The following is a 14,525-nucleotide window of genomic DNA, read 5'->3' as shown; positions in this document are numbered from 1 at the left end:
GTCGCTATGATAGATCAACAAGTGATTCAGAAAAACCACCGATAATTCAGGGAATAAAATGAAGAGAATACTCGTTGTTTGTATGGGAAATATTTGTCGTTCACCGACCGGAGAGGCGGTAATGAGAGCGAAAGCAAAAGAGCTTGGTGTTACGGTAGAGGTTGATTCCGCAGGGACAATTGGTTATCACGCAGGAAATTCACCAGACACGCGCGCGATGGCGGCAGGTAAACTGCGAGGCTACTCTTTTAAAGGTATGAAAGCGCGTCAGGTCAAAAGTGAAGACTTCGAGTACTTTGATATGGTATTGGCGGCAGACAAAGCCAATTTAGCCGATCTTTTGGATATTTGTCCTGTTGAGCACCGTCATAAACTCTCATTGTTTCTCAGCCACTCTGATTCCTGCTATGACGAAATTCCTGACCCATACTATGGTGGAGACGATGGCTTCGAGTTGGTGTTGGATTTAATTGAAGAGGCATCAGAAGTCATTCTGAAGAAGTTGTAACTTCTAATAGCAATCACAGTAAGTAAGTGATCAGAAGTAGCGTAGGGAAAATGCTTGAGAACAAGGCAGAATTTTTCGACAAGTAGCTATTCTACAATCAAAAATGATAACGCAGTTATCGAGTATTTTAACACGCTATAATGACCAGTTATTTGCTACGATTGGTATAATATCCAACCAAATAAAAAAGGGATGAGTTCGACTCATCCCTTTTGCTATTTACTTATCAATGCTATTAGCCGGCTAACAAGTCGGTTGCAACTTTGTAGCTAGGGTCTTCTTTAACATTGATTTCTACCAGACTGCCCGCTTTATCGAGAAGTTTACGGCAATCCGGGCTTAAGTGGCGAAGATGAAGTGTCTTGCCAAGCACCGCGTAGCGTTCTGCCAACGTTTCAATCGCTTCTATCGCCGAGTGGTCAGTCACTCGTGAGTCAGCAAAGTCGACAATGATATCTTTCGGGTCGTCTTGCGCATTGAACAGTTCAAGGAAGTTCGCTGCAGAACCAAAGAAGATAGGGCCATGGATTTTGTATTCTTTTGAACCTTCTTCGTTCAGACATGTGTCAGCGTAGATGTGCTTAGCATGCTGCCAGGCAAACATCAGCGCAGAAGCGATAACACCGACGCCTACAGCAACAGCCAGATCGGTAAGTACGGTCACAACAGTAACCAGTACGATAACGAAGAAGTCCTGTTTTGGTACGCGGCGCGCCAGTTTAAATGTCGCCCATTCGAATGTACCGATGACAACCATAAACATTACACCAACAAGTGCAGCGAGAGGAATCATCTCGATCAACGACGATGCGAACAGAATAAACATCAACAACGCAACTGCGGCAACGATACCAGAAAGACGACCACGGCCACCTGAGTTTACGTTGATCATCGATTGACCAATCATCGCACAACCACCCATCGCACCGAATACGGAACAAGTCATGTTAGCCATGCCTTGGCCAATACATTCGCGGTTAGATTGGCCGCGTGTGTTTGTCATTTCATCCAATACTGTCAGCGTCAATAGTGACTCGATCAGACCGATTGCAGCCAAAATAATCGCGTAAGGCAAGATGATTTGCAGAGTTTCAAGCGTGAATGGCACCATTGGAATAGAGAATGTTGGCAGAGAGCCCGCTAGGGTTGCTGCTTCATCACCAGACATTGTGCGCAAGAAGTCAACGACGGTACGGGTTTCAAGATCCAAACCAACCACTAGCGCGGTAACCGTTACGATAGCGACCAGCGAAGATGGTACTGCTGTTGTGATTTTAGGTAAGAAATGAATGATTGCCATTGTCAGTGCAACCAAACCAAGCATTAGCATCATCTGGTCTTGTGGTAACCAAGTCAAAATGCCGTTGATGTCAGGCGCTTTAAATTGGCCAAGTTGAGCCAGGAAGATAACGATAGCTAAGCCGTTTACGAAGCCGATCATCACTGGGTGAGGAACGATTCGGATAAACTTACCTAACTTGAACAGACCAGCGGCAACCTGAAGAATACCCGCGAGCATAATTGCTGCGAATAGGTATTGGACACCGTGGCTGGCAACAAGAGATACCATTACAACGGCCATTGCGCCTGTTGCACCGGAAATCATGCCTGGGCGACCACCAAAGATAGAAGTGATCAAGCCAACGATAAATGCAGCGTAAAGACCAACCATTGGGTCTACACCAGCAACGAATGCGAATGCGACTGCTTCAGGAACCAATGCTAACGCTACGGTCAAACCTGAGAGCACATCATTTTTTACAGAGTGCTTTGAAAATTGCGGAAATTCGAACATGTTTGTTTTAAGTTCTCGTTGAGATGAGTTTATCCCGACACATATTCTTATTTGCACAAGCCACTGAGAGGTGGGTTTGTCATCCGCTCACTCAGTGTAAATCGGAGTAGTAAAGGAGTGGCATTAGAATGGTGTCGAAAACTTTAGTCGGCGAATGCTACCGAAAAGTGTGATTAAGTTCAAGAATGACACGTATATTGACCCACAATTGTGATCGGTCATTGATATTAAATTGAACAATGAAAGTTGATTCAGCGGAAAGTAAAAAAGGCTGCCATTTGGCAGCCTTTTTATTTGCTTTTCAGCTAATTACTAACTCAAAACTAGTTGAAGTTTGGTTTAGTCATCGCTGCAGAAGCTCGGTTTTTCGCTACTTGACTACCAGCGCCTTTAGGCTGGTAGCGGTCAGCTTTAAATGGCGCCGCAGCAACTTCAATTTCACGCAGCTCTTGAGGACCCGGAGCTTTTGTCATTGGTGCACTTGCGTTTGGCTTAGCGACCGCTTTGGTCAAGTCCACGACAATCTCTTGAACTTCAGCAGGAGCTGGTGTTTTCACCTCTTCTACCGTTTCAATGGTTTCGGCAACAGCTTCAACTACTGGTTCTACAGGTTGCTCTGTTGTCGTTTCTGTCACTGGTTCAGTTACTTCAACAACAGGTGCCTTTTCTTCAACGATTGGTGTCGCAGGTGCTTGCTCAACAACAGTAGGTTCAGTAAACACTGGTTCAACAACAGGCGCTTCAACTTTAACCGGTTCTTGAGCTTTAGGCTCTGCAACGACTGGCAGTTCGCGGCGGATAATCACTTTACCCATTGCCATCTCAGGACAAGCGAAACCACCTTGCATTGCCGGTACTGCAGCGACTACTGCTTCTTCCTTAACTTGCTCTTCCTTCTTAGGCGCTGGTTTTGGAATGTAACGTGGCATCACTTTACCCATTGCCATCTCTGGAGAGGCAACACCACCTTTGCGTAGGCGGAATGGGTTAGGACGACGATCGCGACCACGACGACGGCGTTGACCACTTGCACGAAGGTGACGCGGTGAACGACGATTACGACGTTGTTTAGACTCGGCTTGCTTGTTTTCTTGCTGAGTTTCTACTGCTTCTACTACTGGTTTCTCTACTGGTGCTTCAACAGATTCAGTAGCTTTAACTAGTGTTTCTTCAGCTTGCTCAGCAGCCTGCTGATCTTTAACGCGAACAGATTTGTTTAGTTTACGACGTTGGCGACGTTCTTTAACTTTTTCTGCTTTAGCATTAGCGTTAGCGTTTGGTTTCGCTTTGCTGCTTTCAGGTTTTGTTTCAGAACGAGCTTCGGCTGCAAGTTGAAGGCCTTTTTCCGCTACTTTTGCATTCGCTTTTTGTTCTTGAGCATTTTCTGCTTGTTGAGCTTTAGGCTTACGCTTCTGGTTACGGTTTTGCGGTTTATTGCCGGTTGCTTGGCCAGCTGCTTGTTGCTGCTGAGTATCATTCTGCTCAGTAGCTTGCTCGTCGCGAGGCTTACGGCGGCGACGGTTATCGCGGTTATCTCGATTATCGCGGTTATCACGTTGATTACCACGACGGCGATCGTTGCGATCTCGCTTGTTACGCTTGTTGTCGCGACTAGGCTTTTTCTCTTCTTGTTGCTTAGGCTCTTCTTTTACTTCTTGAGAACCGCCGAATAAGAAGCTACCAAGCGCTTTGAATAAACGGCTAAACAGACCAGGCGAAGCTTCTTTCTTCACTTCATCGCTTTCCTTCTTCTTCGCCACTGGTGCTGGCTTAGAAGCTGGAGCAGGTGCAGATTGTGAAGGTGCAGCAAAGCCCTTAAGTACTGGTTCTTCTAGTCGTTTAGGTTTGATGTCCGTTTCTACAGGATCTTTACCTTCTGCTTCTTTCAACGCTTCCAGTTTCTTAGGAAGTAGGTAAGAAATCAGATCAAATTCTTCGCCTTCACGGACACGAATCACTTCGAAGTGCGGTGTTTCCATATCAGAGTTAGGAACAACCGTGATTTTCACTTCTTGAATGCGTTCGATGTGGTTAACCGAACGACGTTTTTCGTTCAATAGGTAAGAGGCGATTGGCACTGGGACGACAGCCAATACTTGCGCAGTATTGTCTTTTAGTGCTTCCTCTTCGATTAGACGAAGAACAGAAAGCGCTAGAGATTCGTTGTCACGAACAACACCCGTACCACTACAACGTGGACAAATGTGGTGGCTCGCTTCTGCAAGAGAAGGGCTCAAACGTTGACGAGACATCTCCAACAAACCGAAACGAGAGATACGACCAATTTGTACGCGAGCACGGTCTAAACGAACAGCTTCACGTAGACGGTTTTCTACTTCACGCTGGTGGCGAACAGGTGTCATGTCGATAAAGTCGATAACAACCAGACCACCTAGGTCACGTAGACGTAGCTGACGAGCGATCTCATCGGCTGCTTCTAAGTTAGTGTTCAGTGCTGTCTCTTCGATATCTCCGCCTTTAGTTGCGCGAGCAGAGTTGATATCGATAGAAGTCAATGCTTCTGTTGGGTCGATAACAATTGAACCACCAGATGGCAGGCGCACTTCACGTTGGAAAGCAGATTCAATCTGGCTTTCGATTTGGTAGTGGCTGAACAGTGGCACTTCGCCGTCGTATTTCTTAACTCGGTTAATAAAATCTGGGCGAACCAATTGAATGTGCGCTTTTGCACGCTCATAAATGGTGTTGCTATCGATGAGGATTTCACCAATATCACGACGTAGATAGTCACGAATTGCGCGAACAATAACGTTACTTTCCTGGTGGATCAGGAATGGAGCAGGGTTAGAGTCTGATGCATCTTTGATCGCACCCCAGTGGTTTAGTAGTACGTTCAAATCCCATTCAAGTTCTTCTGCACTCTTACCAACACCTGCGGTACGCACGATCAGACCCATGCCTTGTGGCAGTTCTAATGTGCTTAATGCAGCTTTTAGTTGAGTACGCTCGTCACCTTCGATACGGCGAGAGATACCGCCAGCACGAGGGTTATTAGGCATAAGAACAAGGTAGCTACCTGCTAGAGAAATGAAAGTAGTCAGAGCTGCGCCCTTGCTACCACGTTCCTCTTTTTCCACTTGTACAATTACTTCCTGGCCTTCTGTCAGCACTTCTTTAATGCTTGGACGGCCTTGGTAGGTGTAACCTTCTGGAAAATATTCGCGGGCAATTTCTTTGAGAGGGAGGAAACCGTGACGCTCAGCACCGTAATCGACGAATGCGGCCTCTAAGCTTGGTTCAATACGTGTGATACGTCCTTTGTAGATATTCGCTTTTTTTGATTCATGTCCTGGACTCTCGATATCAAGATCGAAAAGTCGCTGGCCATCAACCAGAGCGACACGCAACTCTTCTTTTTGAGTTGCGTTAATTAACATTCTTTTCATTGAAAATTCTCGTTGTCTTTTCTTTTATATCTTTCTTGTCGACTTGCCACTGTTTGGTCGCTTTTCCACGGTGCCTGATCCCATGACTTATATTTTGCAGCCTCCCGGCTGGAAGGGGATGCTCTAGGGCACTTCAGTTATCACAAATCTCTTTAGGTTTCTGTCGGAAACGCAGACTTGTGACCCGCTATTAGGGCGGTAGGTACTCAACGTGAATATGCGAGGAGTAGGGTGGCAAGTGTGTTGAATTCAACGTGTCTTACGCCAATTGCAGCACCTGACTTTCAACGTTCTACTCACACTGCTTGAGGAGTAATGAATGGTAGTGAATAAAATGTAACCAAACCTTCCTTAGCAGCTGTGAACTATAGCAGTGCACGTCGCTATCAGCAATCTGCTTTGGTGCAAACGATAGAAAAATTGCCACAAAATTCAAATTTTGTAATTTATAACTGGCTGTTTCCTAAACAATTGAATCGTGTAAAGTGATGAAGACACAAAACAAACCTAAATCTTGACAGGGAGTTTTAATAATTTAAACAAAAGCTTGGGCGATTTCAGACCAGTCTGCGCTGGCAAGTGTTTCTTTTGCAGAAAGAATAATGTGAAGTCACGAGTATTTGCGTTTACAATAGCGCGCATGAGCGAAATAAGAACTAAAGTCCAGTTTGTCGACATCGATGAAGACATGGCGGGTCAGCGCATTGATAACTTTTTGCGCAACCAATTAAAAGACATTCCGAAAAGCATGATTTATAGAATCGTGCGAAAGGGTGAGGTACGCGTTAATAAAAAGCGTATTAAAGCAGAGTACAAACTAAAAGCGGGCGATCTGGTTCGTATTCCTCCGGTTACTATGGAGAAGAAAGAAGACGACGTAGCGCCGAGCACGAAACTTAATCGCGTTGCTGAGCTTGAAGATATGATCATTTTTGAAGATGACCATATGCTTATTCTCAACAAACCATCCGGGACCGCGGTTCATGGCGGTAGTGGTTTGAAGTTTGGTGCGATAGAAGCGCTGCGTGCTTTACGTCCTGACGCACGTTTTCTTGAGCTTGTGCATCGTATTGACCGTGATACCTCTGGTATTTTACTTGTGGCTAAAAAGCGTTCAGCGCTTCGCCACCTACAAGCACAGTTCCGAGCAAAAACAGTGAAGAAGTTTTATTTTGCACTGGTGATGGGGCAGTGGAAAAGCAGTTGTAAAGTGGTTAACGCGCCATTGTTGAAAAATGAAGTAAACAGCATCGTTCGTGTTAATCCAAACGGTAAGCCATCTGAGACACGCTTTAAGATCTTGGAGAAGTTCGAACAGGCGACCTTGATTCAAGCGAGCCCGATCACCGGGCGTACACACCAAATTCGTGTCCATACGCAGTACGCCGGGCACCCAATCGCTTGGGATGACCGTTATGGTGACCGCCGTTTTGATGCTTACACAGGTCAGTATGGTCTGGATAGGTTGTTCCTTCATGCGGCGAATATTAAGTTCCAGCACCCTTCAAATGATGAATGGATGGAAATTAACGCGAAGATGGAACCTAAGTTAGAGAAAGTACTGGCTGATTTAAGAAAAGCTTAACGGTATTTTTCTAGCTTAAACTAAGGGAGCCATTGGCTCCCTTAGTTCTATTTGAGTTAAAGGACATCAAGCCCTTGAACATGCAACATATCAATCAAGTCAATGAGTGGCAGACCTACAAGCGTGTTCGGGTCTTTCCCTACAAGCTTCTTGAACAAGCAAATCCCCATTCCTTCACTTTTGAAACTGCCTGCGCAGTAAAATGGCTCTTCTCTGTCTACATATCGTTCGATTTGTTCACGAGTTAAATCCCGGAAGTGAACTTCGAAAGTATCGTAACCAACCTCGGTATGGTTAGTCGCAGTATTATGTACGGCAAGACCAGTATAAAAAGTAATCACGGTTCCACTTTGCGCAAGTAGCTGCTCGATGGCATTTTCACGATTGAGTGGTTTCCCAACGATCTTATCGTTAATCACACAAACTTGATCGCTACCGACGATTAGGCTTGGTTGATCTGGTGTACAAGACGTCGCTTTATTCGCGGCTAACCGCATCACAAGTTCTACAGGTTTTTCGTCGTCTAACGGAGTTTCATCGCAATCAGGTGACAGGCAAATAAACGGTACTGAGAGTTTTTCCATCAGTTGTCGGCGAAAAGGGGAAGTTGAGGCTAAAACCAGTTGGTAATTTTTCATTTTGAATTACAATTTGCAGGAGCATTTCCGATAGGATAATCGATCAAAAATGATTCTGGCTAATGCTCTGTATGTTAAGCGTAAAAAAGTACAACTTTTTTGCCTTTTTCTTTGACTAATTTTGATTTGGAAGATAAGATTCGCGCCCTATGCAAAAGGTAAAAATACCGCGAACGGTTGATCCGGCGAAGGCGGCACAGAAACGATTGGATTACGATGGCATCATCCAAGCTAGTCTTTTCAAACGCTTAGCGGAAGCAACTGAAGGCGTAAAACGCGACGCAGAAGTCTCATTGTCATTTGAGATAGATGAACAGCGACTTGTTGTTATCTCTGGTAAAGCTAACATCGAAGTCGAATTAGAGTGTCAGCGTTGTAATGAGGTATTCACACATCAGTGTGAAGTTGAATTCCTTTACACTCCTTACTACGGTGAGAAGACAGAAGAGGAAGCACCGGAAATTTATGATTTGGTAGATCTAAATGAGTACGGTGAATTAGACCTTATACAACTGGTTGAAGACGAGTTCATCTTAGCATTACCTCAAATTGCGATGCACGATGAAGCGGATTGTAGCGTTGATTCAAATAACATGGTTTTTGGTGAGCTTCCTGAAGAAATTGAGGAAAAGAAACCGAATCCATTCGACGTTTTGAAAAGTCTGAAAAAGTAATAGGTGTGGTAGCCGATTCTTCTTCAGGTTTTTAACCCAATAGTATAGGAGTAGGGTCAATGGCCGTACAGAAAAACCGTAAAACTCGTTCTAAGCGCGGTATGCGTCGTTCACACGATGCGCTAACTACAGCTGCTCTATCTGTAGACGCGACTTCTGGTGAAACTCACCTACGCCACAACGTAACTGCTGAAGGTTACTACCGTGGCAAGAAGGTTATCAACAAGTAAGGTTGAACCTTTGCAAACTATTACCGTTGCACTTGATGCAATGGGCGGGGATTTCGGTCCTCGCGTAACAGTGCCTGCCGCCGTGCAGGCACTGTCTCATTTCCCAGAGCTAAAAGTGATCCTTATTGGTGATCAATCCTTGATCACGTCTGAATTATCTCAATTAGGTGCTTCTACCCAATCTCGTTTGACTATTCTCCATACGGAGAAAGTAATTTCTAACTCAGAAAAGCCCTCTTTAGCACTACGCAATAGCCAAAATAGCTCGATGCGTAAAGCCATCGATCTTGTTTCCGAGCAAAAAGCCGATGCTTGTGTCAGTGGTGGTAACACTGGTGCTTTGATGGCGCTGTCACGTTTTATTCTCAAATTGTTACCTGGCATTGATCGTCCTGCTTTAGTGTCTGCATTACCGACAATCAGCGGAAAGCGCACTTGGATGTTGGATCTGGGAGCGAATGTATCTTGCGATGCCGATAGCCTGTTCCAGTTTGCCGTGATGGGCAGCGCGTTGGCTGAACAGCACCTGGGTCATCCCGCTCGCGTAGCGGTTCTTAATATCGGTGCAGAAGAGATAAAAGGGAATGATCTCGTTAAGCGCTGTGCAGAAATGCTTTCTCAAACCGACGCAATTAATTTTGTTGGTTATATTGAAGGTAATCAAATATTGCATGACGTTGCCGATGTCATCGTTTGTGATGGGTTTGTTGGTAACGTATGCTTAAAGGCCAGCGAGGGAACAGCACAACTTTTTATCGAAAAAATTAAAACCAGTATGATGGCGTCTACGATAAAGGGTTGGATTGCTAGAAAGTTGTTTTCTCGGCTATTTAATGAACTAAAAACACTGAACCCCGACCAGTATAACGGCGCAAGTTTGCTAGGATTGCGCGGCATTGTCATTAAAAGCCATGGAAGTGCTGATGTATCTGCAATTGTCAATGCACTTGGAGAGGCAGTACACGAGGTCAAACGACAAGTACCAGGCCGTATTAGCGATCGTTTGGAAGCGGTTTTACTCGAGAGGCATTATTAGTCTTCATGTATAGCAAAATTTTAGGTACTGGCAGCTACCTGCCATCTCAGGTGCGTACTAACGCAGATCTAGAGAAAATGGTAGATACAAGTGATGAGTGGATTGTTGCTCGCACGGGTATTAAAGAGCGTCGAATCGCAGCAGAAGATGAAACTGTCGCTGACATGGCATTCTACGCAGCTGAAAACGCTATCGATATGGCAGGTATAGATAAGAACGACATCGATCTTATCATTGTAGCTACTACCAGCAGTAGCCATACTTTCCCTTCATCTGCGTGTCAGGTGCAGGGAAAGCTTGGCATTAAAGGATGTCCGGCTTTTGACTTAGCCGCTGCTTGTTCTGGCTTTGTTTATGCTCTATCTGTAGCTGACCAGCACATCAAAACAGGTATGTGTAAAAACGTATTGGTGATTGGTGCAGACGCATTGTCAAAAACATGTGACCCGACTGACCGTTCTACCATTATTCTGTTTGGTGACGGCGCGGGTGCCGTTGTTGTTGGAGCAAGTGAAGAACCTGGCATCATCTCTACTCACATATACTCGGATGGTCAATTTGGTGAGCTTTTGAGCTTACCAGTGCCTGAGCGTGGTAAAGATGCTGACAAATGGCTTCACATGGCTGGCAACGAAGTATTCAAGGTCGCAGTAACTCAATTGTCTAAATTGGTTAAAGACACACTTGAAGCCAACAACATGCACAAGTCTGAGCTAGACTGGCTAGTACCGCACCAAGCGAACTACCGAATTATCTCAGCGACAGCTAAGAAACTATCAATGTCTTTGGATCAAGTGGTATTGACCTTAGACAAGCATGGTAATACATCGGCAGCGACCGTTCCGACAGCGTTGGATGAAGCGGTGCGCGATGGCCGCATCAAGCGTGGACAAACTTTGCTACTAGAGGCATTTGGTGGCGGTTTCACTTGGGGCTCTGCTCTGGTGAAGTTCTAAGTTTCACGAGTATTCAAAATTTAAGGTGCACTTAAGTGCATCTTATTTCTTTTTACATTGCTTAAAGGAAAACAACATGAGCAAGTTTGCTATCGTATTTCCAGGCCAAGGTTCTCAAGCAGTAGGTATGCTGGCTGAGCTTGGCGAACAATATGACGTAGTAAAACAAACATTTGCAGAAGCATCTGACGCACTAGGTTACGATCTATGGGCGCTTGTTCAAAATGGCCCTGCTGAAGACCTCAATCAAACGTTCCGTACACAGCCTGCATTGTTAGCGTCGTCTGTGGCTATTTGGCGTGTATGGCAAGAACTTGGTCTTGAGCAACCTGCAAACCTAGCAGGTCACAGCTTGGGTGAGTATTCAGCACTAGTATGTGCAGGTGTGATTGACTTTAAAGAAGCAATCAAACTGGTTGAGCTTCGTGGTCAGCTAATGCAAGAAGCTGTACCAGCAGGCACTGGCGCAATGTACGCAATCATTGGCCTAGATGATGAATCTATCGCAAAAGCGTGTGAAGAAGCAGCGCAAGGCGAAGTGGTATCTCCGGTAAACTTCAACTCTCCTGGTCAAGTTGTTATCGCTGGTAGCAAAGACGCAGTAGAGCGTGCGGGTGCATTATGTAAAGAAGCTGGTGCGAAGCGTGCGCTTCCTCTTCCTGTTTCAGTGCCTTCTCACTGTGCTCTAATGAAACCTGCGGCAGAAAAACTGGCTGTTGCTCTAGAGTCTATTGAGTTTAATGCGCCACAGCTTCCAGTGATCAACAACGTTGATGTGGCGGCTGAAACTGATCCGGCAAAAATTAAAGACGCGCTTGTTCGCCAGCTACATAGCCCAGTTCGTTGGACTGAGAGCGTACAGCTGATGAGTGAGCAAGGCGTAGAGAATCTTCTTGAGCTTGGTCCTGGCAAAGTGTTGACAGGTCTAACAAAACGTATCGTGAAGACACTAAGTGCAGCGGCTGTTAACGACGTAGCGTCGTTGGAAGCGGCTAAATAATTTAGCGTTAAGACACGATAACAAAAGGAAAACACAACATGATGAATCTAGAAGGTAAGATCGCTCTAGTGACTGGTGCAAGCCGTGGCATTGGCCGTGCGATTGCTGAACTTCTTGTTGAACGTGGTGCAACAGTTATTGGTACTGCGACATCTGAAAGTGGCGCAGCTGCTATCAGCGAATACCTAGGCGAAAACGGTAAAGGTTTGACACTTAACGTTACCGACGTTGAGTCTATCGAAACGGCACTAAAAACCATCAATGATGAGTTTGGTGTGATCGATATTCTAGTAAACAACGCAGGTATCACTCGTGATAACCTACTAATGCGTATGAAAGATGATGAGTGGAATGACATCATCGATACTAACCTGACACCAATTTTCCGTATGTCTAAAGCGGTATTGCGTGGCATGATGAAAAAGCGTGCGGGTCGTATCATCAACGTAGGCTCTGTAGTGGGTACTATGGGTAATGCAGGCCAAGCAAACTACGCAGCAGCAAAAGCAGGTGTGATCGGTTTCACTAAATCGATGGCTCGTGAAGTTGCTTCTCGTGGTGTAACAGTAAACACTGTTGCTCCAGGTTTCATCGAAACTGACATGACTAAGGCATTAAATGACGAGCAACGTGCGGCAACTTTGTCTAACGTTCCTGCAGGTCGTTTGGGTGATCCTCGCGAAATTGCATCAGCAGTAGCTTTCCTTGCTTCACCTGAAGCAGCGTACATTACTGGTGAAACTTTGCATGTAAATGGTGGCATGTACATGGTTTAATACGACAGTTTCGGCAAAATAAGCTATTTTACATTGTGAAGAATAGCTTATAGTTGCACTTTACTGTCATGAACTTGTCATGCTTATGCGCAAGATTTGTGCATGATTTAAGTCAAAAATGTATTGAAATTCGGTTAAATTCGCTAATTTTGTGGTTTGACCAGCAAGGACCCCCTTGCAACTTTCAATAGTTCGAATAAACTACGGAATCATCGCATTAGGCGAAATCTGTAAAGGAAAAGAAAAAATGAGCAACATCGAAGAACGCGTAAAGAAAATCATTGTTGAACAGCTAGGTGTAGACGAAGCAGAAGTTAAAAACGAAGCTTCTTTCGTTGACGATCTAGGTGCTGATTCTCTAGACACTGTAGAACTAGTTATGGCTCTAGAAGAGGAATTCGACACTGAGATTCCTGACGAAGAAGCTGAGAAGATCACTACTGTTCAAGCTGCAATCGACTACGTAAACAGCGCTCAGTAATTATCTCTCCCAGGCGGTCTCCTAGACCGCCTGTGTTCTTTCTAACTTCTTCTATCCTCTCATAGAAATATTCAATTCCCGGAGAATTATATCGTGTCCAAGCGTCGTGTAGTTGTCACTGGCATGGGTATGTTGTCACCGGTAGGCAACACAGTAGAATCATCTTGGAAAGCCCTGCTAGAAGGTCAAAGTGGTATTGTGAATATCGAGCACTTTGATGCTACGAACTTCTCAACTCGTTTTGCAGGTCTTGTGAAAGATTTCGATTGCACAGAGTACATGTCTAAGAAAGATGCTCGTAAAATGGATTTGTTTATCCAGTACGGCGTCGCAGCAGGTATGCAAGCAATTGATGACTCTGGCTTACAAATTACCGAAGAAAACGCGGCTCGAGTTGGTGTTGCCATCGGCTCAGGTATTGGTGGTCTGGAACTGATTGAATCAGGTCACACTGCGTTAGTAGACAAAGGCCCTCGCAAAGTTAGCCCATTTTTTGTTCCTTCGACCATCGTAAACATGGTTGCAGGTAACCTATCTATCATGCGTGGTCTTCGTGGTCCAAACATCGCGATTTCTACTGCATGTACTACTGGTCTGCATAACATCGGCCATGCTGCTCGCATGATCGCTTATGGCGATGCTGATGCTATGGTTGCTGGTGGTTCTGAAAAAGCGTCAACACCGTTAGGTATGGCAGGCTTTGGTGCTGCTAAAGCGCTATCTACTCGTAACGACGAACCTCAAAAAGCTTCTCGTCCATGGGACAAAGGCCGTGATGGCTTCGTTCTTGGTGACGGCGCTGGCATTATGGTACTTGAAGAGTACGAACATGCTAAGGCTCGTGGAGCTAAGATCTACGCAGAGCTAGTTGGCTTTGGTATGTCGGGCGATGCTTACCACATGACCTCTCCAAGTGAAGATGGTTCAGGTGGTGCATTGGCGATGGAAGCTGCAATGCGCGATGCTAAAATCGAAGGTACACAGGTGGGTTACGTAAACGCACATGGTACTTCGACTCCTGCTGGTGATGTGGCTGAAATCAAGGGTGTGAAACGTGCTCTTGGTGAAGAAGGCGCTAAGCAAGTTCTAGTCTCTTCGACGAAGTCTATGACAGGTCACCTACTGGGTGCTGCTGGCTCTGTAGAAGCAATCATCACGGTTATGTCTTTGGTTGATCAAATTGTTCCGCCAACCATTAACCTGGATGACCCTGAAGAAGGCCTGGATATCGACCTTGTGCCGCATACAGCGCGCAAAGTTGAAGGTATGGAATACGCAATCTGTAACTCGTTTGGCTTCGGCGGTACAAACGGTTCTTTGGTATTCAAAAAGTTCGCTGAGTAACATTTGTTTTCAGAGTAACACTGTCTAACTCAATTTAGATCAGTGGAACTTGTATTCTAACGGCTCGATGCTTAGCATTGAGCCGTTTTGTTTTA

At 45.3% G+C, this 14,525-nt stretch carries 13 protein-coding genes; 10 read left to right on the top strand and 3 right to left on the bottom strand.

Annotated elements, in window-relative coordinates; genetic code table 11:
- The first annotated feature begins 58 nt into the window (after positions 1 to 58).
- The gene (locus VER99_RS09460; RefSeq protein ID WP_024372815.1) at positions 59 to 508 is read left to right on the top strand and encodes a low molecular weight protein-tyrosine-phosphatase; all 450 of its coding nucleotides are present in this window, start codon (positions 59 to 61) and stop codon (positions 506 to 508) included.
- 235 nt (positions 509 to 743) lie between these two features.
- Here VER99_RS09460 and VER99_RS09455 read toward each other — a convergent pair whose 3' ends face one another.
- On the bottom strand, positions 744 to 2,303 hold the full coding sequence (locus tag VER99_RS09455) for a SulP family inorganic anion transporter (protein WP_014232500.1): 1,560 nt from the start codon (positions 2,301 to 2,303) through the stop codon (positions 744 to 746).
- A gap of 323 nt (positions 2,304 to 2,626) precedes the next feature.
- Positions 2,627 to 5,710 carry a ribonuclease E gene (rne, locus tag VER99_RS09450; protein WP_020335647.1) on the bottom strand — a complete coding sequence of 1,028 codons (3,084 nt, stop codon included), beginning with the start codon at positions 5,708 to 5,710 and terminating at the stop codon, positions 2,627 to 2,629.
- Between the two features lie 640 nt (positions 5,711 to 6,350).
- Between rne and rluC the strand changes: the two genes are divergently transcribed.
- On the top strand, positions 6,351 to 7,295 hold the full coding sequence (gene rluC, locus VER99_RS09445; RefSeq protein ID WP_024372814.1) for a 23S rRNA pseudouridine(955/2504/2580) synthase RluC: 945 nt from the start codon (positions 6,351 to 6,353) through the stop codon (positions 7,293 to 7,295).
- Between the two features lie 56 nt (positions 7,296 to 7,351).
- On the opposite strand, the gene VER99_RS09440 is transcribed toward rluC, so the two are convergent.
- Entirely contained in the window at positions 7,352 to 7,933 is a 582-nt protein-coding gene (locus VER99_RS09440) for a Maf family protein (protein WP_020335645.1), read from the bottom strand.
- A gap of 149 nt (positions 7,934 to 8,082) precedes the next feature.
- Here VER99_RS09440 and yceD point away from each other — a divergent pair, with 149 nt between their 5' ends.
- The 8 genes from yceD (at position 8,083) to fabF (ending at position 14,430) form a co-directional block, all read left to right on the top strand.
- Entirely contained in the window at positions 8,083 to 8,607 is a 525-nt protein-coding gene (gene yceD / locus VER99_RS09435) for a 23S rRNA accumulation protein YceD (RefSeq protein WP_014232496.1), read from the top strand.
- Positions 8,608 to 8,666: 59 nt separating this feature from the next.
- Positions 8,667 to 8,837: a 50S ribosomal protein L32 gene (gene rpmF / locus VER99_RS09430; RefSeq protein ID WP_014232495.1), complete on the top strand. Its 171-nt coding sequence runs from the start codon at positions 8,667 to 8,669 to the stop codon at positions 8,835 to 8,837.
- A gap of 10 nt (positions 8,838 to 8,847) precedes the next feature.
- Positions 8,848 to 9,873 (top strand): phosphate acyltransferase PlsX, encoded by a 1,026-nt coding sequence (plsX, locus tag VER99_RS09425; RefSeq protein ID WP_020335644.1) that lies wholly within the window; start codon positions 8,848 to 8,850, stop codon positions 9,871 to 9,873.
- Between the two features lie 5 nt (positions 9,874 to 9,878).
- Positions 9,879 to 10,829: a beta-ketoacyl-ACP synthase III gene (locus tag VER99_RS09420; protein WP_020335643.1), complete on the top strand. Its 951-nt coding sequence runs from the start codon at positions 9,879 to 9,881 to the stop codon at positions 10,827 to 10,829.
- Between the two features lie 76 nt (positions 10,830 to 10,905).
- Complete coding sequence (gene fabD, locus VER99_RS09415; RefSeq protein WP_020335642.1) at positions 10,906 to 11,829, top strand: ACP S-malonyltransferase; 924 nt, start codon at positions 10,906 to 10,908, stop codon at positions 11,827 to 11,829.
- A 41-nt stretch (positions 11,830 to 11,870) separates the two neighbouring features.
- Positions 11,871 to 12,605: a 3-oxoacyl-ACP reductase FabG gene (gene fabG, locus VER99_RS09410; RefSeq protein WP_024372813.1), complete on the top strand. Its 735-nt coding sequence runs from the start codon at positions 11,871 to 11,873 to the stop codon at positions 12,603 to 12,605.
- Between the two features lie 247 nt (positions 12,606 to 12,852).
- Positions 12,853 to 13,086, top strand: a complete 234-nt coding sequence (gene acpP, locus VER99_RS09405) for an acyl carrier protein (RefSeq protein WP_004406112.1) — start codon at positions 12,853 to 12,855, stop codon at positions 13,084 to 13,086.
- A 93-nt stretch (positions 13,087 to 13,179) separates the two neighbouring features.
- On the top strand, positions 13,180 to 14,430 hold the full coding sequence (fabF, locus tag VER99_RS09400) for a beta-ketoacyl-ACP synthase II (protein WP_014232490.1): 1,251 nt from the start codon (positions 13,180 to 13,182) through the stop codon (positions 14,428 to 14,430).
- Positions 14,431 to 14,525: the final 95 nt, after the last annotated feature.

The sequence above is a fragment of the Vibrio natriegens NBRC 15636 = ATCC 14048 = DSM 759 genome, assembly GCF_035621455.1.
Lineage (GTDB): Bacteria > Pseudomonadota > Gammaproteobacteria > Enterobacterales > Vibrionaceae > Vibrio > Vibrio natriegens.
This window is presented reverse-complemented; position numbering and strand designations above follow the sequence as displayed.